Annotated in this window: 24 protein-coding genes; 15 read left to right on the top strand and 9 right to left on the bottom strand. The window is 36.6% G+C overall.

Annotated elements, in window-relative coordinates:
* Positions 1–395: 395 nt before the first annotated feature.
* The 7 genes from AC1Q6O_RS18335 to dnaA all read right to left on the bottom strand — a co-directional run bounded on the left by AC1Q6O_RS18335 (position 396) and on the right by dnaA (position 10,249).
* Positions 396–1,478: an HD-GYP domain-containing protein gene (locus AC1Q6O_RS18335; protein WP_008177998.1), complete on the bottom strand. Its 1,083-nt coding sequence runs from the start codon at positions 1,476–1,478 to the stop codon at positions 396–398.
* Between the two features lie 141 nt (positions 1,479–1,619).
* Positions 1,620–4,085, bottom strand: a complete 2,466-nt coding sequence (gyrA, locus tag AC1Q6O_RS18340; protein ID WP_008177996.1) for a DNA gyrase subunit A — start codon at positions 4,083–4,085, stop codon at positions 1,620–1,622.
* 25 nt (positions 4,086–4,110) lie between these two features.
* Positions 4,111–6,045, bottom strand: coding sequence for a DNA topoisomerase (ATP-hydrolyzing) subunit B (gyrB, locus tag AC1Q6O_RS18345; RefSeq protein ID WP_089986465.1), 1,935 nt, complete (start codon positions 6,043–6,045; stop codon positions 4,111–4,113).
* Positions 6,046–6,137: 92 nt separating this feature from the next.
* Positions 6,138–7,253: a DNA replication/repair protein RecF gene (gene recF / locus AC1Q6O_RS18350; RefSeq protein ID WP_008177992.1), complete on the bottom strand. Its 1,116-nt coding sequence runs from the start codon at positions 7,251–7,253 to the stop codon at positions 6,138–6,140.
* Between the two features lie 3 nt (positions 7,254–7,256).
* Entirely contained in the window at positions 7,257–7,481 is a 225-nt protein-coding gene (yaaA, locus tag AC1Q6O_RS18355) for a S4 domain-containing protein YaaA (RefSeq protein ID WP_008177990.1), read from the bottom strand.
* A gap of 111 nt (positions 7,482–7,592) precedes the next feature.
* Entirely contained in the window at positions 7,593–8,729 is a 1,137-nt protein-coding gene (gene dnaN, locus AC1Q6O_RS18360) for a DNA polymerase III subunit beta (RefSeq protein WP_089986464.1), read from the bottom strand.
* Positions 8,730–8,899: 170 nt separating this feature from the next.
* On the bottom strand, positions 8,900–10,249 hold the full coding sequence (gene dnaA / locus AC1Q6O_RS18365) for a chromosomal replication initiator protein DnaA (protein ID WP_008177987.1): 1,350 nt from the start codon (positions 10,247–10,249) through the stop codon (positions 8,900–8,902).
* 607 nt (positions 10,250–10,856) lie between these two features.
* Between dnaA and rpmH the strand changes: the two genes are divergently transcribed.
* The 11 genes from rpmH to AC1Q6O_RS18420 all read left to right on the top strand — a co-directional run bounded on the left by rpmH (position 10,857) and on the right by AC1Q6O_RS18420 (position 21,452).
* A complete protein-coding gene (rpmH, locus tag AC1Q6O_RS18370; RefSeq protein WP_004233310.1) occupies positions 10,857–10,991 on the top strand; it encodes a 50S ribosomal protein L34 in 135 nt (44 codons plus the stop codon).
* Between the two features lie 100 nt (positions 10,992–11,091).
* On the top strand, positions 11,092–11,436 hold the full coding sequence (gene rnpA, locus AC1Q6O_RS18375) for a ribonuclease P protein component (protein ID WP_043990425.1): 345 nt from the start codon (positions 11,092–11,094) through the stop codon (positions 11,434–11,436).
* Between the two features lie 354 nt (positions 11,437–11,790).
* Entirely contained in the window at positions 11,791–12,561 is a 771-nt protein-coding gene (yidC, locus tag AC1Q6O_RS18380; protein ID WP_008177983.1) for a membrane protein insertase YidC, read from the top strand.
* On the top strand, positions 12,558–13,361 hold the full coding sequence (jag, locus tag AC1Q6O_RS18385) for an RNA-binding cell elongation regulator Jag/EloR (RefSeq protein WP_008177981.1): 804 nt from the start codon (positions 12,558–12,560) through the stop codon (positions 13,359–13,361). The genes yidC and jag overlap by 4 nt, the downstream gene beginning before the upstream one ends.
* 251 nt (positions 13,362–13,612) lie before the next feature.
* The gene (gene mnmE, locus AC1Q6O_RS18390; protein WP_008177979.1) at positions 13,613–14,998 is read left to right on the top strand and encodes a tRNA uridine-5-carboxymethylaminomethyl(34) synthesis GTPase MnmE; all 1,386 of its coding nucleotides are present in this window, start codon (positions 13,613–13,615) and stop codon (positions 14,996–14,998) included.
* A gap of 27 nt (positions 14,999–15,025) precedes the next feature.
* Positions 15,026–16,918 carry a tRNA uridine-5-carboxymethylaminomethyl(34) synthesis enzyme MnmG gene (mnmG, locus tag AC1Q6O_RS18395; RefSeq protein ID WP_008177977.1) on the top strand — a complete coding sequence of 631 codons (1,893 nt, stop codon included), beginning with the start codon at positions 15,026–15,028 and terminating at the stop codon, positions 16,916–16,918.
* A 115-nt stretch (positions 16,919–17,033) separates the two neighbouring features.
* On the top strand, positions 17,034–17,750 hold the full coding sequence (gene rsmG, locus AC1Q6O_RS18400) for a 16S rRNA (guanine(527)-N(7))-methyltransferase RsmG (protein WP_492401938.1): 717 nt from the start codon (positions 17,034–17,036) through the stop codon (positions 17,748–17,750).
* Positions 17,751–17,930: 180 nt separating this feature from the next.
* Positions 17,931–18,830 carry a nucleoid occlusion protein gene (gene noc, locus AC1Q6O_RS18405; protein WP_008177973.1) on the top strand — a complete coding sequence of 300 codons (900 nt, stop codon included), beginning with the start codon at positions 17,931–17,933 and terminating at the stop codon, positions 18,828–18,830.
* A gap of 225 nt (positions 18,831–19,055) precedes the next feature.
* Positions 19,056–19,817 carry a ParA family protein gene (locus AC1Q6O_RS18410; protein WP_008177971.1) on the top strand — a complete coding sequence of 254 codons (762 nt, stop codon included), beginning with the start codon at positions 19,056–19,058 and terminating at the stop codon, positions 19,815–19,817.
* Positions 19,810–20,658, top strand: a complete 849-nt coding sequence (locus tag AC1Q6O_RS18415) for a ParB/RepB/Spo0J family partition protein (RefSeq protein ID WP_008177969.1) — start codon at positions 19,810–19,812, stop codon at positions 20,656–20,658. Before AC1Q6O_RS18410 ends, AC1Q6O_RS18415 begins: the two co-directional genes overlap by 8 nt.
* Positions 20,659–20,735: 77 nt before the next feature.
* Positions 20,736–21,452 carry a DUF554 domain-containing protein gene (locus AC1Q6O_RS18420; RefSeq protein WP_090002675.1) on the top strand — a complete coding sequence of 239 codons (717 nt, stop codon included), beginning with the start codon at positions 20,736–20,738 and terminating at the stop codon, positions 21,450–21,452.
* Here AC1Q6O_RS18420 and yyaC read toward each other — a convergent pair.
* A complete protein-coding gene (yyaC, locus tag AC1Q6O_RS18425) occupies positions 21,369–22,001 on the bottom strand; it encodes a spore protease YyaC (RefSeq protein ID WP_089986462.1) in 633 nt (210 codons plus the stop codon). The genes AC1Q6O_RS18420 and yyaC overlap by 84 nt on opposite strands.
* A 91-nt stretch (positions 22,002–22,092) precedes the next feature.
* Between yyaC and AC1Q6O_RS18430 the strand changes: the two genes are divergently transcribed.
* The 4 genes from AC1Q6O_RS18430 (at position 22,093) to AC1Q6O_RS18445 (ending at position 25,488) form a co-directional block, all read left to right on the top strand.
* Positions 22,093–22,965, top strand: a complete 873-nt coding sequence (locus AC1Q6O_RS18430) for a mechanosensitive ion channel family protein (protein WP_090002674.1) — start codon at positions 22,093–22,095, stop codon at positions 22,963–22,965.
* 1 nt (position 22,966) lies between these two features.
* The gene (locus tag AC1Q6O_RS18435; protein WP_008177961.1) at positions 22,967–23,167 is read left to right on the top strand and encodes a DUF951 domain-containing protein; all 201 of its coding nucleotides are present in this window, start codon (positions 22,967–22,969) and stop codon (positions 23,165–23,167) included.
* 97 nt (positions 23,168–23,264) lie between these two features.
* Positions 23,265–24,365, top strand: a complete 1,101-nt coding sequence (gene ychF / locus AC1Q6O_RS18440) for a redox-regulated ATPase YchF (protein ID WP_008177960.1) — start codon at positions 23,265–23,267, stop codon at positions 24,363–24,365.
* Between the two features lie 82 nt (positions 24,366–24,447).
* Positions 24,448–25,488, top strand: coding sequence for an acyl-CoA dehydrogenase family protein (locus tag AC1Q6O_RS18445; protein ID WP_090002673.1), 1,041 nt, complete (start codon positions 24,448–24,450; stop codon positions 25,486–25,488).
* Between the two features lie 41 nt (positions 25,489–25,529).
* Here the strand turns inward: AC1Q6O_RS18445 and AC1Q6O_RS18450 are convergent, their stop codons facing one another.
* The gene (locus tag AC1Q6O_RS18450) at positions 25,530–26,114 is read right to left on the bottom strand and encodes a DUF3267 domain-containing protein (RefSeq protein WP_008177957.1); all 585 of its coding nucleotides are present in this window, start codon (positions 26,112–26,114) and stop codon (positions 25,530–25,532) included.
* Positions 26,115–26,209 lie beyond the last annotated feature (95 nt).

Below are 26,209 nucleotides of genomic sequence, written 5' to 3' on the forward strand. Positions count from 1 at the left end.
AAAAGAAATTTGATTAGCTCAAATTGTTTTGCTGGCATCAATTTTGATGTCCAAAATTTTGTTTTGTTCACTAGCTAGGCTAGCTACTAAAAACTTTATTGATTACGTTTTGCTTGTTCAGTTTTCAAGGTTCATGTTGTTTATTTCAGCGTCACCTCTTGGCGACTCACTAATAATATCAAGATTCGACAACTATGTCAACATATTATCTAAAAATATTTCAATAGATTAAATTTATCAATTCAAACACTTGATACTAAGCAAAAATAGTATATTGCCTAGTAGAAGAGAAAGTTGGAAATTGAAGGTACTATACTTTATATAACCGTATACCTCTCCACATTATGATCCTTACTATAAATGAAAAAAGGCAGCCATAATTATGGCTTGCCTTTCTACAAATTAGTAATGATTCGAGAAATATAAAAACTGCGGTTTTTTCCTAAATCAAAAATTTCGCCTGTATGAACTAATTTAATGAGAGGACGTGTGGGTGCAAACTTATTTACAAACATGACTTCTCCACGCTCTAGGTTAGAAAGTTCAACAATCGTACCTATAGGGAGATCCGCAACAATATCGATTAATGCACGTACCACTTTAATATCAAACTTACCGAACTCAGATTCATTAATCATTTCTATTACTTTAAACGACGATTGCTTTGACCTATATACACGTTCACAAGTCATGGCATGGAATACATCTGCCACGGCAATGATTTGCGCAAAGATAGAAATATTAGCGATCTTTTCGCCTTTCGGATACCCGCTTCCATTTAAACGTTCATGGTGTTGAAATATTGCCTCTTTCATAGTTTCTTTTAAAATGGTTAAATCCTTCACCATGTTATAGCTATAAATTGGATGTTTATAAATTTCATCAAACTCCTGCTCAGTAAGAGGTGTCTTTTTATCTCGAATACGGGGGTGTACTTTAGCCATTCCACAATCAGCTAATAGGCCACCTATGGCAATTTGAATTGTTGTCCCTCTATCATAGCCTAACTTTTGAGCAACTACAGAGGAAATCAAAGCTGTTGCTACACTATGGTGATATAAATAGTCTTTAGGGTTAGAAAACTCATTTAAATCAAAAATAATTGTTCGATCTTCCAAGACCATTTCTACCAAAGGCAATATAATGGTTCTTGCTTTGGCGATATCTACTTTAGCACCCGCTTCCCAATTTTTAAATTCCTTTTTAAATTGTTCAATAGAATGATTATAAGACTTCCTAAAAGTCGGAATGTCCTCTACTACTACTTCTACATCAATTTCTTTCTTTTCCGACCGAATATCGTTTTGATTTTTATAAACAGGGACGTTAAAAATATTAAATGCCTGGAAAACTTGTAAATGTACATGGGAAATCATTGTATCTTTAAAGATGATAGGATACTGTGTATTAGCAAAAATATCTTCAGAAATTACTCTACCAACGCCTAACTCTGAAATTGGAACATGTATTGTTTCCATGAAATGAACACCTCTCCACTTTAACTTGCTTCAAATAAGGGTACTTTTATTTTATCATGTAATTCAAAATAATTACTTATTTTTCATTATTTATAATAAAAAACCGATGATCGACATGAACGCTGTCGTCATCGGTTTAAATTATTCCTCTATTTCCTCTTCGTCTTCAGGCAATTCTTCTGCTTTTTCAACCTTAGCCACAGTTGCAACCAATTCTTCATCACCTAAGCGAATTAAACGAACACCCTGTGTGCTGCGCCCAATTAATGAAATATCATTAACATCCATACGAATAAGCATACCGTTAATAGTTATAAGCATAAGATCCTCTGAACCATCAACTGTTTTCACAGCCACCATCGGACCATTTTTATCAGTAATTTGCATTGTTTTTAATCCAACGCCACCACGGCTTTGTAAACGATAATCATCTTCAGAAGTACGTTTACCATAACCTTTTTCAGTAACTACTAAAATTTCTTGTCCTGGTTCAACAATCTCCATACCTACTACTTCGTCACCATCACGAAGTTTAATACCTCGTACACCACCAGCTGTACGTCCCATAGAACGAATATCATCTTCCTGGAAACGAACAAGCATACCATCACGTGTACCGATGATAATTTGCTTATCCCCATCTGTTAAACGAACAGAAATAAGATCATCATCTTCTCGTAAACTGATAGCTATTAAACCATTCGTACGAATGTTGGCAAATTGTGATACAGGTGTACGTTTCGTAATACCCGTTTTAGTTGTAAAGATAAAGTACGCATCTTCATCAAATGATCCAACACGAATCATCGCTGTTACTTTCTCACCTTTATCGATATTGAGCAAGTTAACAATCGGTAGCCCTTTAGCTGTACGACCATACTCTGGAATTTCGTAACCTTTCGCTCTAAATACTTTACCTTTGGAAGTAAAGAATAGAATTGTATCATGCGTAGAGGTATTCATAAGATGCTCTACAAAGTCATCTTCATTTGTACCCATTCCCTGAACTCCACGACCACCGCGTTTCTGACTACGATATGTATTCGCAGCTAAACGTTTAATATAGCCGTTATGCGTTAAAGTAACGACTGAATTTTCAACAGGAATTAGATCCTCATCTTCAATCATTTCAATACCGCCAGAAGTAATTTCAGTACGGCGTATATCACTATAGCGGTCTTTCAGCTCTAAAATTTCAGTACGAATGATATCAACAATTTTAGCTTCGTCCGCTAAAATTGCCTTTAATTCAGCTATTAGAACCTGAAGCTCTTGATATTCAGCTTCTATTTTTTCACGCTCTAAGCCACTTAAACGAACTAAACGCATATCTAAAATTGCTTGAGCTTGTCGTTCTGATAAATTAAAACGCTCCATTAATTGAGGCTTCGCTTCTTCACCACTACGTGAACCACGAATAATCGCAATTATTTCATCAATATGATCTAATGCAATTCGTAAGCCTTCTAAAATATGTGCACGGTCTTCTGCTTTTCGAAGATCGAATTCAGTACGACGACGAATAATAACTTTTTGGTGCTCTAAATAATGGTATAGCATTTCTTTTAAGCCCAATACCTTTGGCTGACCATTTACTAATGACAGCATATTGATACCAAAGCTTGATTGCATAGCTGTTTGTTTGTATAGATTATTTAACACTACATTTGCATTTGCATCTTTTCGTACCTCGATAACTACCCGCATACCACGACGGTCTGACTCATCACGTAAATTCGTAATACCATCGATTTTTTTATCACGCACAAGCTCTGCTATTTTTTCAATCAGCTTAGCCTTATTTACTTGGTATGGTAATTCATGAACAAGGATAGTTTCCTTACCATTCGCCTTTTGCTCAATTTCCACCTTCGCACGAATAATAATAGAACCACGGCCAGATTCATAGGCTCTACGAATCCCACTACGGCCTAAAATTAATCCGCCAGTAGGGAAATCTGGGCCAGGGATGATTTCCATCAATTCCTCTGTAGTAATCGCTGGGTTTTCAGAAAGTGCTATAACCGCATCAATCGTTTCTCCCAAATGGTGAGGAGGAATATTTGTGGCCATACCAACGGCAATCCCTGCAGCACCGTTTACTAATAAGTTTGGATAACGACTTGGTAAAACAATCGGTTCTTTTTCGGAGCCATCATAGTTATCTGTATAATCAATTGTGTCTTTATTGATATCACGTAGCATTTCCATCGCAATTTTAGACATACGTGATTCTGTATAACGCATAGCTGCCGCTCCATCACCATCAACAGAACCAAAGTTCCCATGACCGTCAACAAGCATATAACGATAGCTAAAATCTTGTGCCATACGTACCATAGCATCATAAATGGAAGAGTCACCATGTGGATGGTACTTACCCATAACATCACCAACAATACGTGCTGATTTTTTGTAAGGTTTATCTGCTGTATTTCCTAACTCCTGCATCCCATATAAAATACGACGATGTACTGGTTTTAATCCATCACGTACATCAGGTAATGCACGTGAAACAATTACACTCATTGCATAATCAAGAAAGGATGTTTCAATTTCTTCTGTAATATTAATTCCTTTAACACCGGAGCGTTCTTGTTCTGACAAAGTGTAGACCTCCTCTCAAGAAAAATTAGATATCTAAATTAGCGTAAACGGCATTTTCCTCAATAAATTGACGACGAGGTTCAACTTCATCGCCCATTAAACGCTCAAATGCTTGGTTAGCCTTAATTGCATCATCTAATTCTACTTGTAATAATGTACGGTGCTCTGGATCCATTGTAGTATCCCAAAGTTGTTCAGCATTCATTTCACCAAGACCTTTATAACGTTGTACATTCGGTTTTGGCATTTTTGGTAGTCGTTCTAAAATTTCTTTTAATGTTTCATCATCATAGCAATATTCAACATGCTTACCTTGTTTCACTTGATAAAGTGGTGGCTGCGCAATGTAAATATAGCCTGCCTCTATAAGTGGACGAAGGAAACGGAAGAAGAATGTTAAAAGCAATGTACGAATATGTGCACCATCAACATCGGCATCTGTCATAATAATAATTTTATGATAACGGGCCTTTTCTAAATTGAACTCTTCTCCAATACCAGTACCGAATGCTGTAATCATGGCACGGATTTCTGCGTTCGATAAAATCTTATCTAAGCGTGCCTTTTCAACATTGAGAATTTTCCCACGTAAAGGCAATATTGCTTGGAAGTGACGATCACGTCCTGATTTAGCTGATCCTCCCGCAGAATCACCCTCAACAATATAGATTTCACAATCAGCTGGATTCGTTGAAGAACAGTCAGCCAATTTACCAGGCAAACTTGACACTTCAAGTGCATTTTTACGACGAGTAAATTCACGGGCCTTTTTGGCTGCGACACGAGCACGAGCTGCCATTAAACCTTTTTCCACAACTTTGCGAGCAACAGTTGGATTTTCCAACATAAAACGTTCAAAGCCATCCGAGAATAAAGCGTTAGTAATTTGACTTACTTCCGAGTTCCCTAACTTTGTTTTTGTTTGCCCCTCAAATTGAGGATCTGGATGTTTAATAGAAACAATAGCTGTTAAGCCTTCGCGCACATCCTCACCTGTCAAATTGGCATCAGCTTCTTTCAATAATCCACCTTTTCGTGCGTAATCATTAATGACGCGTGTAAGAGCTGTTTTAAAACCAGACTCATGTGTACCACCTTCATACGTATTAATGTTATTAGCAAATGAAAATATATTAGAAGAGAATCCGGCATTATATTGCATAGCAATCTCAACCGAGATACCATCTTTTTCTCCAAGTACATCAATCGGATCATGAATCGGCTCTTTAGATTGATTTAGGTGCTCAACATATGAACGAATACCACCTTCATAGTGATATGTAGTTGAACGCTCCTCACCTTCACGTTCATCGGCAATGGTAATCTTGATTCCACGATTTAAATAAGCCAATTCACGAATACGATGAGCTAAAATATCATACTCATAAACAGTAGTTTCTTTAAAAATTTCTGGGTCCGCTTTAAAACGTGTTGTTGTTCCATTACGGTCTGTATCACCAATAATTTTTAGCTCTTGTATCGTTTTTCCACGTTGGAATTTGATTTCATGAATATGACCTTCGCGGTGAACTTGCACAATTGTTTCAGCAGAAAGAGCATTAACAACGGATGCCCCTACTCCATGTAGACCACCTGAAACTTTGTAGCCTCCACCGCCAAATTTACCACCAGCATGTAAAACTGTCATGATAACTTCAACAGCAGGCTTACCCATCTTTTCTTGAATGCTGACCGGAATACCACGACCGTTATCTTCTACGCGAATCCAGTTTTCTTTTTCAATTGTTACTTGTATATCAGTACAAAATCCTGCTAGAGCTTCATCGATACTATTATCAACGATTTCCCATACTAAGTGGTGTAACCCTTTTGAGCTTGTTGAACCGATATACATCCCTGGTCTTTTACGTACTGCCTCTAAACCTTCTAATACCTGTATCTGATCGGCCTCATAAGCTTGGTTTTGTAAACCTTCGTTCTCTATAGCCACGGCTTTCATCTACTCCTTCATAACATCATTGTGTGTAAATGAATGAACAGTCAACCGAGCTGACTATTACCATTCTTTTGTAATCTAAAAAACTACCCTGGCTAACTTTTTTCTATCGCACCTTGTTTCACGTGGAACAGTTGAGCCTGCTCCATTGTTTCATGATGAATTCCTTCAACACTTGTAGTTGTGACAAAGGTTTGCACTTCACCTTGAATGGTATTTAATAAATGCGATTGACGATAATCATCAAGTTCCGACAAGACATCATCTAAAAGTAGTATGGGTGTTTCATTTGTTTCTTGTTTAATTAATTCAATTTCAGCAAGTTTTAAAGACAATGCGGTTGTACGCTGCTGTCCTTGCGAGCCATATGTTTGCACATCATAGCCATTTACTAAAAACTGCAAATCATCACGATGTGGACCTACTAACGTCACACCTCTGTCAAATTCGCGTTCTCTTGCTTCCATCAATTTTTGATGTAAAGTATTTTCAATTTCGCTAGAAGAATGTTCTTTTTCTATTCCAGCTACCGTACGATATTTTATAACGAGCGTTTCCTTCCCTTGTGATATACCTGCATGTATAGGTTCAGCCCACTCCTGCAATAAATCCATAAATTGAAATCTTTTACGAATAATTTGGGTAGCTGCATGAATATATTGTTCATTATAAACCTCATACATCACATCATTTGACATGGACTTGCCCTGGTTCATCTTTAAGAAATGGTTACGTTGTTTTAAAACTTTTTGAAAGGTTAATAAATCATGTAAATAGACAGGCGAAATTTGCCCAATCTCCATATCAATAAAACGTCGGCGTATTTGCGGACTACCCTTTACAACGTTTAAATCCTCTGGTGCAAACATTACGACGTTCATTTGGCCAATATAATGACTAAGGCGACTTTGCTCTATATGATTTATCTTGCCCTTTTTACCCTTCTTTGTAATCGTAAGCTCAATCGGTAAAATACCATGTCTTTTTTGAACGGCCCCTTCTATTTTACCATAGTCTGAATCCCAACGTATCAATTCTTTATCGTTCGTTGTTCGATGGGATTTAGCCATTGCTAATACGTAAATAGACTCCATAACATTTGTTTTTCCTTGAGCATTTTCACCAATGAAAACATTAATTTTTGGAGAGAAGTTTAAAGCTAAGGCATCATAATTACGGTAATTTGTAAGTTTTATTTGTTCAATATGCATAGTTTATTGCCCAGTTGGTCCTACGATCTGAAAACGACCACATCCTGGTATATTTATAACATCTCCGTTACGTAATTTTCGACCTCGACGATCGTCTACTTCTCCATTGACATATACAGCATTTTCCTGTAAAAACCACTTCGCCATTCCACCTGAACTAATGGCATCAGATATTTTTAATAGCTGCCCTAACGTGATGAACTCCTCATCGATTTTAATGTCCTGCATAGTGTGTTCCCCTCCAAATACAGACTGACTATCTCTCTATCATACCTAAAATTTCCCCATAAGTAAAAAAGATAGCCGCAAATTGCGACTATCCTAACAGATCTTAAATTTTTAGTAAGTACGTACAGGTAAAATTAATTGTAAAATTGCATCGTCATGAACCGAGCGTAAAATAAACGGTCTCATTGCGCCTGTAAATTGAATAACTACATCTTGGCCGTCGATTGCCTTCAATGCCTCCATCATATATTTGGCACTAAAAGAAATTTTCAGACCTTCCCCTTCTAATGACTCAACAGGAATTTCCTCTTGTACTTTACCGATTTCAGGTGAATTAGAAGAAACTTCAACTGCTTGGTGGCCTAATATTTCAAAACGGACAACATTATTACGGTCTCCTCTTGCTACTAGTGAGGCACGGTCAATAGCTTGCAATAAAGATTTGCCGTTAATCGTTACATTAGTTTGATATTCTTCCGGAATTAAGCGAGTAGTGTCTGGGTAATTTCCTTCTAACAAACGAGAGAAGAATAAAACATCTCCTGTTTTAAATAATACTTGCTGACTTGTAATAACAATTTGGACAAGATTTGTAGAATCCTCTAGTACTTTATTTAACTCATTTAAACTTTTTCCTGGGATAACAACACTATGCTCAACTTCTGGTAAATTTTCCAGTTGTACCTTACGTCTAGCTAAACGGTGACTATCTGTTGCAACACAGATTAATGTTTCGTTTTTAATCTGCCAGTTTACACCTGTCAACACCGGTCTACTTTCTGAAGTGGCAACTGCAAACACTGTTTCACGAATAATTGTTTTTAGAAGATCAGCAGGAATAGTAAATTTTTGATCTTCCGTTAATTCTGGTAATAATGGGTATTCAGCTGCATCAGAGCCAATTAAATGGAACTCAGATTTACCAGAGCGAATATGAGTTTGGAAACCAGGTGTTACATGGATTTCAACATCATTTGTTGGTAATTTACGTACAATTTCATTAAACATACGAGCTTGTACAACTATTGATCCTGTTTCTGCAATGTGAATAATCTGTTGTCCATCTTCCTCAACAGGGATAAATGTTTGGATTGTAATATCTGCATCACTACCTGTTAAGCGAATACCTTCTTCTGTTACATCAATTTTAATCCCTGTTAAAATCGGGATAGTTGTTTTAGAACTTACTGCTTTCATGACATCATTTAAACCCTCTAATAAACGGTCACGTAAAATATCAAATTTCATTCGTTTTCCCTCACATATTTATATTATTTATTTATATAAAATAAAAAAGATATAGTAATAGGCTCTGTGGATTTGTGGATAAGTGCCTTTTTATGAATAAAATCAGTCTATCCACATGTAGATAGACTGTGTATAAGTTTGTGTTTAAATAGTAGGATTGTCCACAGTAATTACTTCCCTAGCATGCTACGAATTTGTTTAACATCTTGTTGAAGCTGGACGTCATTTTTCAACAAAGAAGATATTTTTTCGTGAGCATGAATCACAGTTGTATGATCACGTCCCCCAAATTCTTCGCCAATTTTCGGCAGCGAAAAATCTGTTAATTCGCGTGATAAATACATGGCAATTTGGCGAGGAAAAGCAATTAGCTTTGTACGCTTTTTCGCCACAAAATCTTCTAAACGTATACTAAAATGCTCACCAACAGCATTTTGAATGTCTAATATTGTCACAGTTCGTGGCTTTGAATTAGGAATGATATCCTTTAGTGCCTCTGCAGCAAGTGTGGCATTAATATCTTTGTTTACGAGTGATGAATAGGCAACGACGCGAATAAGCGCACCTTCAAGCTCCCTAATATTGGAGTCAATCTGGTTCGCAATATAGAGCATCACCTCATTGGGTACCTCTAAACCATCTGCTTTTGCTTTTTTACGCAGAATAGCAATACGTGTTTCCAAATCAGGAGGTGCAATATCCGTTATTAATCCCCATTCAAAACGTGAACGTAGCCGATCCTCTAATGTTGGAATTTCCTTTGGAGGTCGGTCACTTGATATAACAATTTGCTTGGATTCTTCATGTAAAGTATTAAACGTGTGGAAAAATTCTTCTTGAGTTGATTCTTTTCCAGCAAGGAATTGAATATCATCAATTAGCAGTACATCCACATTGCGGTACTTATTGCGAAAATCAAGTGCTTTGTTATCACGAATAGAGTTAATAAATTCATTTGTAAATTTCTCAGATGATAAATAGACTACTTTTGCATTCGGATTATGCTCTAAAACATAATGACCAATGGCATGCATTAAGTGCGTCTTACCAAGCCCAACTCCCCCATAAATGAAGAAAGGGTTATAAGCCTTTGCAGGTGCTTCAGCAACTGCTAGAGAGGCAGCATGTGCAAAGCGGTTACCAGAGCCAATAACAAACGTATCAAAAGTATACTTCGGGTTTAGCATCCCCGGTGAAATATCATGGTGATCGTTATTCTTTGCTTGGATAATCGGCGCCGGCAAATCAAAATCGTCCGAATCCTGGTTTTTTTGAACAACAAATTTAATAAGCAAGTCTTCGCCTGTAAGCTCCGTTAATATACCTGTAATCAAATGAATATAATGATTCTCAAGCCAATCTCGAGCAAACGAATTTGGCGCAGCAATTGTCACAGTTGAACCACTGCCATTGTAGGACAGTAATTTGGTAGACTTTAGCCACGTTTCGAAGCTTGGTTTAGAAATTTTTTGTTCAACTTGAGCCAGGACATTATTCCATAATTCTTCTAAATGTTCCAAGCTACTAATCTCCTTTACAGTGTTCAATACATAAAAAAAAATTGCATTTATAGAAATGGCAAATACGTTCATTTTACAACTCGTCCACATAATCACAAGTTGTGGATAAAAGTTAACCAAAGGCTGTGATAAAAATTATCCACAGCATATTAACAGTTGTGGATAATTAAAATGTTCATTTCAGTTTTCAACAAAGTGAAGCACAGTAATCGTATCAGAAAAACAAAGCTATTTCAATAGTTTATGAAACTTATCCACATAGCTTGTAGTTATGCACTTTAGAGTTGTCCACAAGCACTGCGTATGTGAAAAAGCTGTAGATAAATGTTGTGGATAAAAAAATATGCAAAAAACACTATACACAACTCTGTGCAAAAAAAACAAGTATTCTGTGGATAAATATTTTTAAAAAAAGTTAGTAATATTGTTTTTTTCGGAGTATTGGAATGGTCATTGGGGGAAGATGAAGTAGATTCATTTAGATACATAGAATGACTACCTAAAAGAAATTTGTGAAATACATTGACAAAATAACTAGTTACTTTATATAATATTCGAGTCTGTATGTTGAAAAATTCAACTCATATATCAGGAGGTGTCTATATAAATGAAACGTACTTATCAACCAAAGAAACGTAAACACAGTAAAGTTCACGGTTTCCGCGCACGTATGAGCACAAAAAACGGTCGCAAAGTTCTTGCTGCTCGTCGTCGTAAAGGAAGAAAAGTTTTATCAGCATAAAATAAGTCCACTGAGCCACATCAGTGGTCTTTTTTTTCTTTATTTTTGGTAAACCTAGAAATGAGGATCAAAAGATATTATCTATTAGCAGGTGAAAGAAATGAAAAAACGCCAAAGAGTGAAGAAGAATGATGATTTTCAAAAGGTGTTTAAAAAAGGTAAATCTTTCGCTAATCGTCAGTTTGTTGTTTACTTTTTATCAAAAGAGGAACAAACAGAATTTCGTGTAGGTTTATCGGTTAGTAAAAAGCTTGGGAATGCGGTAAAACGCAACCAAATAAAACGCTATATTCGACATAGTATTCTTGACTTAAAGGATGATCTAAAGACGAATATGGATTATGTTATTATCGCCAGACAACCGGCGGCCACTATGGATTTTCATGAAGTGAAACAAAGTTTGCAACATGTACTAAAAATCGCAAAGGTATTGAAGAAAGTGTAATGTATGCAACCGAGTGGTAAAATGCGCCTGTATTATTAGCTTTAAGAATGAGAGTGAGATTGCATACCATAACCTAGGGAAGTATACGTATAGGGGTATTTTTAACGTTAGATTTCACTTAAAAATATGTTAAATTCGCCACAAAACTCAGGAATAAGTGTATATTGTGAGAATATTTAGTAGAGTGAAACGTTATAGGCATGATAAAATAGCTGATAACTTTATCTTTGTTTAAGCTGAGATAAAGCTGCTGTCAGATGTCACAGATTTTAGGGCAGGAAACTGTCAGTCAGTGAATAAAGAAGATGCATATAGATTTAGAAAAAGTGAATAGTAATTGTAGGGGGAAGAAGGTTGAAAAAACAACATTGGGTAATTTTGTCACTAGTATCAGTAGCTCTACTACTATCTGGTTGTACAGAATTCAATGAACCAATTTCCAAAGACAGCACTGGCTTCTGGAATGAATTCATTGTTTGGCCGTTGGTATCAGCGATAAAATACTTTGCTGAGCTACTTGGCACGTACGCATGGGGGATCATTGCCGTAACGATTATTATTCGTTTAGCAATTTTGCCACTAATGATTAAACAAACAAAGAGTTCTAAAAAGATGCAAGAAATTCAGCCAAAATTGAAGGAACTGCAAAAGAAGTATGCTTCTAAGGATGCTCAGACACAACAACAATATCAGCAAGAAATGATGAAGCTGATGAGTGAATCAGGTGTAAACCCACTTGCAGGGTGTTTACCAGTAATCATTCAAATGCCAATTTTAATTGGTTTCTATCATGCAATTAGCCGTATGAATGCTACATCTACATTTGATTTAGGGAATTTCTTTATCTTCCCTCTAGCGGATCCTGCACCTGCATTAGCAATTACAGCAGGTTTAATGCAATTTATCGTATTACGTACAGGACCAGCAATGGATAATCCTCAAATGAAAATTATGATGTATATTATGCCATTCATGATCATTGCTTTTGGTATGGCCTTACCAGCTGCATTATCACTATATTGGGTAATCGGGAACATTATTTCGATTTTCCAAAACCTGTATATTTATAAGCCTTGGAATAAAGATAAAACACAACCTGCTCAAAATGGAGGGGCTAAAAAGTGAAACAACTTACGCAAATAGGCGCAACAACAAAAGAAGCGATCTCATTGGCGTTACAGAAACTTGGCAAAACCCGTGAACAAGTAGATGTTGAAGTTTTACAAGAAGGTAAAAAAGGATTTTTAGGTTTTGGTGCACGTTCCGCAGAAGTTCGTGTAACTGTAAAGGAAGTTCAGATTCCGGTAATTGAAAGTGAAGAAGCCGAATCGCAAATAACGACTCAATTAGACAAACAATTAGCAGTAGATGATGTTGAAACAATCAGTTCACAAGTTTCTGATCAACCAAATGAAATCGAAGCTGTTCAAAAAGTTGTAAACGAACAAAATGAGGAAGAAGATTCAGCAAACCCAATTGAGGAGGCAAAAGCTTATTTAGTAACGATTGCTGAGCAATTGGATATTGATGATCTTGAAATAACTACGACACGTGAAGGGAAATACGTTTATTTTCAGCTGAAAAGTGAGAAAGCTGCTCTACTTATCGGGAAACGTGGTCAAACATTAAATTCCTTACAGCAATTAACGCAGCTAGTGCTCAATAAAAGCGCTAAGCAGTTCTTAATGGTGAAATTAGATGTGGAAAACTATCGCGAACGTCGACAAGTAGCTTTAGAGTTACTTGCTGATCGAATGGCGGATAAAGCATTACGTTCAAATCAACGTGTGGCATTTGAACCAATGCCGTCATACGAAAGAAAAATAATTCATAATCAATTAGCTAATCGTCTTGATCTTGAGACGTATTCAGAAGGCTCAGAACCTAATCGTTATTTAGTCATTGAGCCTGTCAAAAACAATTAGATTATTTTCAAAAACATACAGACACTATAGTTTTAAAGGTCATTTTATCCCTCGCGATAAAGTGACCTTTTTTTATGAGACAAAGAATAAGTATTTTTGTCGAAATTCAGTCCTATAAAAAAATGGTTGTTATCCACATTTGGAAATGATCCTTACTTTAGATTTTGTTGAAAATATGTTAGTCTAAGGTGTTAGTAAGTATTGGTCGGTTTCGATTATCCACATGTGGATAACGTTAAGGAGGTCATTAAATGGAGTTTGATACAATTGCTGCGATATCCACACCTATGGGTGAAGGTGCCATAGCCATCGTTCGTTTAAGTGGGGACGAAGCAGTGGCGATTGCAGATAAAATATTTAAATCACCAGGTGGAAAAAGTTTAACGACAAAGGATTCGCACACTATTCATTATGGTCATTTAGTGGATCCTAAAACAAAAGAGGTAGTAGAGGAAGTAATGCTATCATTAATGCGTGGTCCAAAAACTTTCACACGCGAGGACGTAGTTGAAATAAATTGTCACGGTGGATTAGTTTCAGTTAATCGTGTTTTACAACTAGCATTAACGAATGGAGCAAGACTAGCAGAGCCAGGTGAATTTACTAAACGTGCGTTTTTAAATGGGCGTATTGATTTATCTCAGGCTGAAGCAGTAATGGATTTGATAAGAGCCAAAACAGACCGAGCAATGAATGTTGCCTTAGGTCAGATGGATGGAAAATTATCAAGACTTATTGGTGACTTGCGCCAAGCTTTACTAGAGACATTAGCGCAAGTAGAGGTTAATATAGATTATCCAGAGTATGATGATGTAGAAGAGATGACTGTACCTGTTTTAGTAGAAAAATGTACATGGGTACGAGATGAAATTATTAAACTTCTTCAAACATCTTCTCAAGGGAAAATATTACGAGAGGGTTTATCGACTGTTATTTTGGGGCGTCCAAATGTAGGGAAATCTTCTCTTTTAAATAGCTTGGTACAGGAAAATAAGGCCATAGTGACAGATATTGCTGGTACTACTCGTGATATTATAGAAGAGTACGTCAATGTACGCGGTGTTCCACTTCGTTTAGTGGATACAGCGGGTATTCGTGAGACAGAAGACATTGTTGAACGAATTGGCGTAGAACGTTCGAGAGAAGCGCTTCGAGGTGCAGACTTAATATTATTTGTATTAAACTATGCAGATGAGTTAACTGCTGAGGACGAGCGTTTATTCGAAACTATTGAGGCGATGGACTACATCGTTATTATCAATAAAACAGATCTACCGCAAAAAATTAATTTAGCGCGTGTCAAAGAGCTAGCAGGTAAACATCGCATTGTAACAACTTCTCTCTTACAGGAGGAGGGTGTTACAGAGCTAGAAGAAGCGATAGCTGCATTGTTCTTTGAAGGGCAACTTGAAGCGGGCGATTTAACATATGTTTCAAATGCAAGACATATTGCACTATTGCATCAAGCACAGGCAACAGTTGAGGATGCAATAGCGGCTGCTCAAGCTGGAGTTCCAGTTGATATGGTACAAATTGATGTCACAAGAACTTGGGAATTACTTGGTGAGATTATAGGTGACACTGTGCAAGAAAGCCTAATCAACCAGCTATTTTCTCAGTTTTGTTTAGGAAAATAACTTTAAGAAAGAAAGGAAGATACGAGCATGCCAACAAAATATGAGGCAGGCACGTTTGATGTGATCGTCATTGGCGCAGGTCATGCAGGTTCAGAAGCTGCACATGCTGCGGCTAAAATGGGTGCTAACACACTGATGTTAACGATCAACTTAGATATGATTGCATTTATGCCATGTAATCCATCCATTGGTGGTCCTGCCAAAGGAATCGTCGTACGTGAAATAGACGCTTTAGGTGGCGTCATGGGGAAAGTTATAGATAAAACACATATTCAAATGCGAATGTTAAATACAGGAAAAGGCCCAGCTGTACGTGCATTACGTGCGCAAGCTGACAAAGTTTTGTATCAACAAGAGATGAAACGCATATTAGAGGAAACCGAAAACTTAACAATCCATCAAGGAATGGTAGAAGAACTTATCATTGAGGATGGGGAAGTAACAGGGGTTATTACACAAATCGGTGCTATTTATCGTGCCAAAACAGTAGTTGTCACAACAGGTACCTTCCTACGCGGTGAAATTATTATTGGGGATATAAAATATTCAAGTGGTCCTAATAACCAACAACCGTCAATTCGCTTAGCTGATAATTTAAAAGAGCTTGGTTTTGACCTTGTTAGATTTAAAACAGGTACACCACCACGTGTTAATAATCGTACAATTGATTATGATAAAACTGAAATTCAACCAGGAGATGAAGTTCCTCGTGCATTTAGTTTTGAAACAACGGAATTCATTATGGACCAACTACCTTGCTGGTTAACGTATACAAGCCCTGAAACACATGAAATAATTGAGGCGAATTTACATCTTTCACCGATGTATTCTGGGATGATTAAAGGGACAGGTCCACGCTACTGCCCTTCAATTGAAGATAAAGTAGTACGCTTCAACGATAAGCCGAGACATCAAATTTTCTTAGAGCCAGAAGGACGTAATACACGTGAGGTTTATGTTCAAGGTTTATCAACAAGCCTACCAGAGCATGTTCAAACACGTTTACTAAAATCAATCCCAGGCTTAGAGAACGCAGAAATGATGCGTGCTGGCTATGCCATTGAATATGATTCAATTGTACCTACACAATTGTGGCCAACACTAGAAACAAAGCGCATTAAAGGCTTATATACAGCTGGCCAAATTAATGGTACATCGGGCTATGAGGAAGCGGCTGCCCAAGGATTAATGGCAGGAATGAATGCTGCAGCTAATGTACTTGGTAAAGAGGAATTAATCCTTAGTCGTTCGGATGCCTATATTGGGGTACTCATCGATGATCTTGTGACAAAAGGAACAAACGAGCCTTATCGTTTACTAACATCTCGTGCAGAGTATCGCTTATTGTTACGTCATGATAACGCTGATTTACGATTATTAGAGTTAGCCTATAAAATCGGCATGGTTCCACAAGAACGATATGAAAAATTCGTTGAGAAAAAAGCATTGATTGACAATGAAATTGCACGTCTTCGTGAAATAATTATTAAACCGAATGAAGCTACACAAGTTGTTATTCGTTCTGCTGGAGGTAGTGAATTAAAAGATGGAATTCGGGGCGCTGATTTACTAAAACGCCCAGAAATGCATTATGAGATGATTTCCTCATTAATCCCGGCAGATATTGAATTTACAGAAGAAATAAAAGAGCAAATTGAAATTCAGCTTAAATATGAAGGCTATATCGAAAAGGCATTGCTACAAGTAGAGAAGCTGCATAAAATGGAAAATAAAAAAATCCCTGAAAACATTGATTATGATGCGATTTCTGGTTTAGCGACAGAAGCGCGTCAAAAATTAAAACAAGTTACACCGCTTTCCATTGCACAAGCCTCTCGTATTTCTGGTGTGAACCCAGCAGATATTTCTATTCTGCTAGTTTACATTGAACAAGGTAAAATCGCGAAAATAAGCGGTTAATAAGAACAGTAAAGTGAATAAGGGGCGGGCATACCATTGTGCCCGCTTCCTATTTTTAAAGCAATACTTTTGTTAAGATATACTAGTATGGCTAGATTAATAAAGGAGACTTTACATGAACGAACAACAATTTATTGAGGCACTTAAAAAAAAGGGCATCGAGCTTTCCGAAAAGCAAATTGCTCAATTTAAAAAATACTTTGAATTACTAGTCGAGTGGAATGAAAAGATGAACCTGACTGCTATTACAGATTTTGAAGGTGTTTATTTAAAACATTTCTTTGACTCAATCAGTGCCTCATTTTATTTTGATTTTTCAAAAGTAATAACTGTTTGTGATGTAGGAGCAGGTGCTGGTTTCCCCAGTATCCCAATAAAAATCTGTTTCCCACATTTACATGTCACAATTGTCGACTCCTTAAATAAAAGAATTACATTTTTAAACCATTTAAGTGATGAGTTACAATTAGAAAATATGAATTTTGTGCATGCCCGTGCAGAAGAGTTTGGTCAAAATTTAAAATATCGTGAACAATATGATGTGGTGACAGCACGTGCAGTAGCTCGTTTATCTGTTTTATCGGAGCTATGTGTGCCATTAGCAAAACAAGATGGCTATTTTGTTGCCTTAAAAGCAGCTGCAGGTGCAGAAGAATTAAAAGATGCTAAAAAAGCATTAACAACATTAGGTGTTAAACTGAAAGAAGAATATTCTTTCAAGCTACCTGTGGAAGAAAGTGACCGCACTTTATATATATTTGATAAAATAAAAGGAACACCGAAAAAATACCCGCGTAAGCCAGGTGTACCAAATAAAACACCAATTCAATAATTAGTGTTTCATGTGAAACTTTCTCAAAGTAGAATATATTTTTTCTATTTTGAGCATACATACTAGTTATGGATGGTTCACGCAAAAGTCATCTATGAACTATATACATTTGAGGAAATATAATAAATAATAATAGAATGAGACAGAGCAAGATAGTTACTTAAAGGTGGTGCCACTTGGATGAAAAGTCCTTTTTCACGTTTTTTTGGAGGCGGAAGTAAAACAGAGCCTATTGTGAAAAATGAAGTAGAACAAGCAGAGGCGGTTCAAACAGCAGAAGAAGTCATAAAATTGCCTATTGATGAAATTGTACCTAACCGTTTTCAGCCACGTACTATTTTTGATGATGAAAAAATTGAAGAATTATCAAGAACCATTCATACGCATGGTGTGATTCAGCCAATTGTTGTACGTAAAACATCAGAAAATCAATATGAAATCATTGCCGGTGAGCGTCGTTATCGAGCTATGAAAAAGCTACAATGGACAGAGGTTCCTGCTATTGTACGTAATTTAACCGATAAGGAGACAGCTTCTATTGCGTTAATAGAGAACTTACAGCGTGAGGAATTAACTGCAATTGAAGAAGCGGTAGCCTATCAAAAATTGTTGGAGCTACATGAGCTCACACAAGAAGCTCTTGCCCAAAGACTTGGAAAAGGACAATCCACTGTAGCCAATAAATTACGTTTATTAAGGCTTCCAGATGAAGTGCAACAAGCCATATTACAGCGCAAGATCTCTGAGCGACATGCACGTGCATTAATTGCTATTAAAGATCAACCATTACAACTAGAAATTTTACAACAAACAGTTGATAATGATTGGAATGTTCGCCAGTTAGAGGAACAGATTCAGGTCATCTTGCATCCGGTAACAGACGAGCAGGAGGAGTCGGTACCAAAGAAAGCAAGGCCGAAGCGCAAAGCCATTAGTAAAGATGTCCGTATAGCCTTAAATACTATTAAGCAATCATTAACGATGGTAACGAAAAGTGGTATTACGGTAAATACGGAAGAAGAAGATACAGAAGAATATTATCAAATTACGGTGAAGATACCTAAAAAGAAAAAGGTGTAATAAATTATCTCGGAATAATTTATTAGTAACTTTTCTCTCACTGTAAAAAGGAGATATCTCAGAAAGTTGAATGAGGTGTCTCCTTTTTTGTATATATTCTTAATATTTTATACAACTTCTAACTGTTTTTTTGATAGAATGAAAGTTAGATAGCGGGTTAAATACATTGATTTTACAAATGATTTGTCAAAGTAAACGTTGATAAATGAAAGCAGGTGCTTTTAAATGGGTAGAATTATAGCAATCGCCAATCAAAAGGGTGGCGTAGGAAAAACAACAACTTCAGTCAATTTGAGCGCTTGCCTAGCCTATTTAGGTAAGAAAGTGCTACTTATTGATACTGATCCGCAAGGGAATACAACAAGTGGCCTTGGTATTAATAAAGGAGACATTCAAAGTTGTATTTATGATGTGCTCATTGATGATGAAGATGTTGAAAATGTCATTCAAAAAACAAATGTAGATAATTTATCAATTGTACCAGCCACAATTTCGCTTGCAGGCGCTGAAATTGAATTGGTGTCGACTATTTCAAGGGAAGTACGTTTGAAACATGCATTACAAAATGTAAAAGAAGATTTCGATTATATAATTATTGACTGTCCACCATCTTTAGGACTTTTAACAATTAATGCTTTAACAGCTTCAGATGCATTGATTATTCCAGTACAATGCGAATATTACGCATTGGAAGGTCTAAGCCAATTGCTATCTACTGTTCGTCTTGTACAAAAGCATTTGAACCAACAGTTATATATTGATGGTGTTTTACTAACAATGCTAGATGCAAGAACAAACCTTGGCTTACAAGTTATAGATGAAGTGAAAAAATATTTCCAAGATAAAGTATATAAAACAATAATTCCTCGTAACGTGCGTTTAAGTGAAGCACCTAGTCATGGGCAACCAATCATCACTTATGACGCAAGATCTAGAGGTGCAGAAGTTTATTTGGAGATGGCGAGGGAAGTGATTAAAAATGGCTAAAGGTTTAGGAAAGGGCATTGGTGCACTATTTCCAGGAGAGTCATTAGAACAAAGTGGGCTAGTGGAAGAAATTCAATTAGATTTAATTGTTGCGAACCCATTTCAGCCTCGTAAAATTTTTGATGAAGAAGCTTTACAAGAATTAGCAGATTCGATTAATGAGCATGGCATTTTGCAACCAATTGCTGTACGGAAAAAGGGGCGTAAATTTGAAATCGTTGCAGGGGAACGTCGTTATCGAGCGTGTTTACTAGCAGGTTTAGATGTTATTCCTGTAATCATTAAAGAATTATCAGACGCACAAATGATGGAACTAGCTATTCTAGAGAACCTTCAGCGTGAGGATCTAACAGTCATTGAAGAAGCAGAGGCCTACCAAAGCTTAATGGAAAACTTACATTTAACACAGGAAGAGCTATCAAAGCGTTTAGGAAAAAGTAGACCACATATAGCTAACCATGTTCGTCTCCTTGCTTTACCAGAAGATGTCCGAAATTTTATGAATGATGGGACACTATCTATGGGACAAGGCAGGGCATTACTCGGCTTAAAAAATAAAAGACGAATCTCTGAAGTAGCTATGAAGGTAATGAAGCAAGGTTTAAATGTTCGCCAAGTTGAAATGTTAGTACAATCCTTAAATGAGGAAGTTTCACGTGAAACAATTCCGCCCAAGAAAAAAGATATATTTGTGGCGGCGAAAGAATCTCAATTAAGAGATTATTTTGGAACAAATGTTCAAATTAGAAAGAATAATAATAAAGGGAAAATTGAAATAGAATTTTACTCTGAAGATGATTTAGAGCGCATCTTAGAAATCCTAAATGTACAAGAAGAATAAATGATATTTATATAATTTAATCAGAGCGCCAAGCAAACAGGCGCTCTCTATTTTTTAGAGAGAAGGAAGGCAAAAGGGTGGTAATACTAGGGGCATTGATTAATGCTGTGCTAATTATAGCAGGTGCATTAGTGGGGCGGATTTTCAAAAATATTCCTGAATCTATGAAGTCTACTGTCCTATCCATAATTGGTTTAGCAGTCGCACTATTAGGGATAAAAATGGGATTTGAAAGTGATAATTTTATTATCTTAATCGTAAGTTTAGTGGTGGGTACTGTAGTAGGTGAGTGGTTAGATTTAGATAAGCAAATGAATCGCCTTGGCAAATGGGTAGAGTCATTATTTCGTACAAAACGAAATGATCAAAATCAAATTAGCATTGCAGAAGGGTTTGTCACAGCTTCATTAATCTTTGTTGTTGGCTCCATGGCTGTTATTGGTGCACTTGATAGCGGTCTTCGTAATGATCATAATGTATTGATTACTAAAGGAATAATTGATGGTTTTACATCCATTATTCTAGCATCCACATTAGGTATAGGTGTATTGCTTTCGGCGATACCTGTTTTTATTTATCAAGGATTAATTGCAGTTTTTGCAGGGGTCATTAGTTCTTTTATACCTGATGCTGCGCTACAAATGTATATTACCGAAATGACAGCCGTTGGCGGCGTTATGATTATGGCAATAGGGTTAAATATAGCTGGTTTAACTAAGATCAAGGCTGCTAACTTGCTTCCAGGTATCGTCATTGTTGGTATTATGGTTGCTTTCTTCTACATTTTTCAATGAATAACGGTGGGCAGCCAGTAATAATGCTCTTGAAAGCTTTTCAGCCATAGCATAAGAAATATGAAGCCTTGTATTTTGTAAAACAAGCATTTCCATAAAACCTCCAATATTGACGATTCCTTTAATGGAAATGTCACCGATTGGGGGTAATTCTTTTTTTACAGCCTTCCCAGGAAAAATAGGACCGCTTTGAACGGAAATATGACCGACATTTTGTTCACTACCAAGACAGGCATCAATCGCAATAATGAATGGTTTTGTAGTATGATTGTGTAGCTGTTGAATAGTAGAATCTAGATTTAGAGCATGTAGCGGATCTTCTAAAGAACCGACAATTTCATAGGGGAAGCTAACTGACTTATTTAAAAAGCTACCCGTTAACGGTCCAAGCGTATCACCTGTACAACGGTCGCTGCCAATGCAGCAAAAAATTAGTCGTTCATGATGAAACGGTATATATTCTAAAAATAATGTACTTAATTGCCAAACAGCATTTTTACTTTCGTGATGAAGGGAATAAGGTAGTAACAAATTTGGTATAGTATTCATAAAAAAACTCACTTTCTTTTTATTTTTAGAAGTGCTCAATTTTTATGCAGTATACGCAAATTTTTAGCAAGTTATTCAAGAGGTGGAAACGATGGAATGGAATAAGAAATTAATGGAGAGATACTGGGAAAAGCTCACATCTGACAAACTTTGGGAAGGTGTCATAGATTCTTCTATTGAGATTATGCTAATTTTACTAGTATCCTGGATAGCTGTAAGAATGGGTAAAAAATTGATTAAAAAATTATTTTTAATCCGTATGCGATCCCCATTAAATCATTCAGAGCGACGTCAACGTACGATTTCGAGATTATTACAAAGTGTGATTTCCTATGTTGTTTATTTCTCTGCAATTATTGGCATTCTATCTTCTTTAAATATAAAGGTAGCGGGTCTTTTAGCAGGGGCAGGGATTGTAGGATTAGCTGTCGGTTTTGGTGCCCAAAGTTTAGTGAAGGATGTTATCACGGGCTTCTTTATTATTTTTGAAGATCAGTTTGGTGTAGGGGATTATATAAAAATTAATGGAGCAGAAGGTACAGTTGTAGAAATTGGTTTACGTACTACGAAAATTAATGGGGGGACTGGAGAGCAATTTATCATTCCTAATGGTGCAATTGGTGAGGTCGTCAATTACTCTGTAAACAACTCCAAAATTTTTATAGATTTACAAATGACCACGGATGCGGACTTTGAAAAAGCAGAAACGGTTATTAATCAGTATTTAGAATCTTTACCAGAAAAACATAAAGAATTAATAGCGGCACCAGTGTTTTTAGGTGTACAAAATGTCAAAGGTACAGAGGTAACGATCCGCATTACTGCTGAAACATTACCGCAGCAACAATATGGAGTGGCTCGTAGTATTCGCCGAGATGTGACAAAGCTTTTTGAGGAACATCGTATACCAATGGCTCATCCAAAAATGATGTTCTATGACAAAGGTGAGGGGAGAAGTGAGTAGGGTGGAAGAGAAGAAATATGGTTTAAATGATATTGTTGAAATGAAAAAGCAACATCCTTGTGGTACGAATAAATGGAAGATTATTCGTATGGGTGCCGATGTTCGAATTAAATGTGAAGGTTGCCAACATAGCGTAATGATTCCACGTCGAGAATTTGAGAAAAAAATGAAAAAGGTTTTACTTTCTGCTAGTGAGGCTTAACTTCAGGCATATTAGACTTTTTGTAAGTGAATCAATATAATAGAAAAGGTTATATGAGAGAAAATTTGAACTGATTATAGAAAGGTTGTGTCCATTCATGGCATTAACAGCTGGAATCGTTGGTTTACCTAACGTTGGAAAATCAACATTATTTAACGCAATTACAAAAGCGGGCGCATTGGCTGCAAACTATCCATTCGCGACGATTGATCCGAATGTCGGTATCGTTGAAGTACCAGACGCACGTTTAGATAAATTAACAGAATTAGTTGTACCTAAAAAAACAGTCCCAACTGCATTTGAATTTACAGATATCGCTGGGATTGTAAAAGGTGCTTCCAAAGGTGAAGGTCTAGGAAATAAATTTTTAGCGCATATCCGTGAAGTAGATGCCATTTGCCAAGTTGTACGTTGTTTTGTAGACGAAAATATTACACACGTATCGGGTGCGGTGGATCCAATTGATGATATCGAGGTTATTAACCTAGAGCTAGCACTAGCCGATTTAGAATCAGTAGATAAACGTATCCAACGTGTTAGCAAAATGGCCAAGCAAAAAGACAAAGAGGCTATGATTGAAGAGCCAGTACTTTTAAAAATTAAAGAGCAGTTAGAGAACGGTAAACCAGCGCGTGCTGCAGAGCTTTCAGATGATGAACTAAAGGTAATTAAAGGTCTTCATTTGCTAACAATTAAACCAATGCTGTATGTTGCCAACGTTTCAGAAGATGAAGTGGCGGATGCTGACAATAATGAATATGTCAAAAAGGTCCGTGAATATGCATCAGCTGAAGGTGCTCAAGTCATTACAATTTGTGCAAAAATCGAGGAAGAAATCTCAGAGCTAGACGATGAGGAAAAGGCTATGTTCTTAGAAGAATTAGGAATTAAAGAGTCTGGTTTAGATCAGCTCATCCGTACTTCTTATGACTTATTAGGCTTAGCTACGTATTTCACTGCTGGTGTACAAGAAGTTCGTGCATGGACGTTCCGTAAAGGGATGAAGGCACCGCAATGTGCAGGAATCATCCATACAGACTTTGAACGAGGCTTCATTCGTGCTGAAACAGTTGCTTATGATGATCTTTTAGAGGCAGGTTCTCAAGCAGCGGCTAAGGAAGCTGGTAAGGTACGTCTTGAAGGTAAAGAGTATGAAGTTCAAGATGGCGATATTATGTTATTCCGCTTTAATGTATAAGACAAACAGAGGGCAATCTTAGTGATTGCCTTTTTTCAATTATTATTTTATCTGAATTTTTAGTGTATGGGAGTGACATCAAATGAACGTAATGGAACTAAAAGAACGTGGTCTAGAGTTTGAGCAGCTAGAAAGATTACCCCAGGATGTCCTAGAGTTTATGTATGAACAGAAATTGTTCAAATTGTTCACTGCAAATGAACTAGGAGGTCAGAATCTAGATTTAGTAGAGGGAATAAAAGTGTTTCAACAAATAGCTGCCCTCGATGGGAATGTTGGTTGGCTTGTGACAATCGGGACTGGAGGTAATGCATTTATTCCAGCATTTAGCCAAGAAATGTGCGAAAAAATCTTTACCCCTAAAAATGCAGTTATCGCAGGTAGTGGTTATCCAACGGGTGTAGCTGTAAAAGTAGAAGATGGTTATGTAGTAACAGGGCAATGGAAATATTGTAGTGGATCGGACTATGCTACAACCTTTACAATGAATTGTTTGATAGAGCAAGATGGCGTGAAAACAGAAAAAATCATTAGTTGTTGCTTAGACCGTCAAGATGTTGAAGTTTTAAATGATTGGCGCGCAATGGGCTTGAAGGCGACGGCAAGCCATACTATTCGCGTAAACAACGTATGGGTACCTCAGGAGGCTACTTTCCAAATAGGTAAGATCAGAAATAGCTATGGGAATGCTGTACATACCTTTCCATTTACAACCTTTGCAGAGGCTTCCTTTTTAAGCGTTTGTCTAGGGATAACTGAAAATTTTTTAGAAGAAACATTTATTTTAATCAAGCAACGCAATCATGATGCCCATCGAGCTGAGCGTATGGGAGCATTACAATTTTTACTCATGCAGCAACAAAAGCATTTTAATCAATTTGAAAAGCAGTTCTATACAACCTTGTCGGTATATTGGCAAAAGCATCAGCGAGATGAATCATTGACAGAGGAAGAACTAACACAATTTACACAAATGAGTAAAGAGATTGCTGCTGCTTGTATAGAGATTGCCAATAAATTAATACGTAATCTTGGCATGGATGCTATTACAGAGACTGCCCCAATAAACCGCATTTGGAGAAATTTATATACAGCTGCACAGCATGGCTTTTTAACTCCTTAAGAGTTATGACTAGGCTCTGTCATTTTTACGAACGACAGAGTCTAATTTTCGTATGTATCTTGCCTTGGTGAACGGTCATTTTCTATATAAACATAAAGCTTCGGTAATTTAGGGTCATCTTGCACTAAGGCGTTATTAGGATATTTTCGTAATTCCTTATACATAGCAAAGTCACCTACTGCACCTGCTATTAAAAAGGCTCCTACCAGTATTAAAATGGTATTATTAAAATAAAACCCTGCAATAGTAGGAAGAACGCCAGTCGTCCAAAATGGCAGCAATAATGCCCGTTTCATGGCGTGATTATATAGAGGCTTTGTAGTAGTTGCATAGGCAACACCTAGCTCTAAGTTTATGCCATATTGTAAAGACTTCAAAGGTACTTTGCCAAAGAGCATAAAGCCAAGTAAATGAAAAGCTTCATGCAAAATAATAAAAATTACATACAGAATTACAAACAGTACTGTACCACCAATGATAGCCCAAAAAGAAAAGTGAAAATCTTTAAAGCAAATATATTGAATGGCTATAAATAATATGACAAGACCAACTGTGATCACAATATTGTCGATCATTAATTTTTTTATATTTAATTCAATAACAATAGGTTCTTTATTCGGTAGCACAAAAGTTCTCCTTTCAAGAATTAAACAGGTTACGTTCATTATATAAAATGAATTGTAAGTTTGCGACTTGAAAGAAAAGTACCTATATGTTACAA

The organism is Lysinibacillus sp. GW823-FHT06C08 (assembly GCF_058795135.1).

Excerpts from the sequence above, each read along its gene's own strand:
- gyrB (WP_089986465.1), bottom strand. The coding sequence starts at position 6,045 with ATGAAAGCCGTGGCTATAGAGAACGAAGGTTTACAAAACCAAGCTTAT.
- AC1Q6O_RS18335 (WP_008177998.1), bottom strand. The coding sequence starts at position 1,478 with ATGGAAACAATACATGTTCCAATTTCAGAGTTAGGCGTTGGTAGAGTA.
- AC1Q6O_RS18415 (WP_008177969.1), top strand. The coding sequence starts at position 19,810 with ATGGCTAAAGGTTTAGGAAAGGGCATTGGTGCACTATTTCCAGGAGAG.
- yaaA (WP_008177990.1), bottom strand. The coding sequence starts at position 7,481 with ATGCAGGACATTAAAATCGATGAGGAGTTCATCACGTTAGGGCAGCTA.
- rnpA (WP_043990425.1), top strand. The coding sequence starts at position 11,092 with ATGAAAAAACGCCAAAGAGTGAAGAAGAATGATGATTTTCAAAAGGTG.
- AC1Q6O_RS18410 (WP_008177971.1), top strand. The coding sequence starts at position 19,056 with ATGGGTAGAATTATAGCAATCGCCAATCAAAAGGGTGGCGTAGGAAAA.
- yyaC (WP_089986462.1), bottom strand. The coding sequence starts at position 22,001 with ATGAATACTATACCAAATTTGTTACTACCTTATTCCCTTCATCACGAA.
- mnmG (WP_008177977.1), top strand. The coding sequence starts at position 15,026 with ATGCCAACAAAATATGAGGCAGGCACGTTTGATGTGATCGTCATTGGC.
- rsmG (WP_492401938.1), top strand. The coding sequence starts at position 17,034 with ATGAACGAACAACAATTTATTGAGGCACTTAAAAAAAAGGGCATCGAG.
- ychF (WP_008177960.1), top strand. The coding sequence starts at position 23,265 with ATGGCATTAACAGCTGGAATCGTTGGTTTACCTAACGTTGGAAAATCA.
- AC1Q6O_RS18430 (WP_090002674.1), top strand. The coding sequence starts at position 22,093 with ATGGAATGGAATAAGAAATTAATGGAGAGATACTGGGAAAAGCTCACA.
- rpmH (WP_004233310.1), top strand. The coding sequence starts at position 10,857 with ATGAAACGTACTTATCAACCAAAGAAACGTAAACACAGTAAAGTTCAC.
- recF (WP_008177992.1), bottom strand. The coding sequence starts at position 7,253 with ATGCATATTGAACAAATAAAACTTACAAATTACCGTAATTATGATGCC.
- mnmE (WP_008177979.1), top strand. The coding sequence starts at position 13,613 with ATGGAGTTTGATACAATTGCTGCGATATCCACACCTATGGGTGAAGGT.
- noc (WP_008177973.1), top strand. The coding sequence starts at position 17,931 with ATGAAAAGTCCTTTTTCACGTTTTTTTGGAGGCGGAAGTAAAACAGAG.
- dnaN (WP_089986464.1), bottom strand. The coding sequence starts at position 8,729 with ATGAAATTTGATATTTTACGTGACCGTTTATTAGAGGGTTTAAATGAT.
- AC1Q6O_RS18445 (WP_090002673.1), top strand. The coding sequence starts at position 24,448 with ATGAACGTAATGGAACTAAAAGAACGTGGTCTAGAGTTTGAGCAGCTA.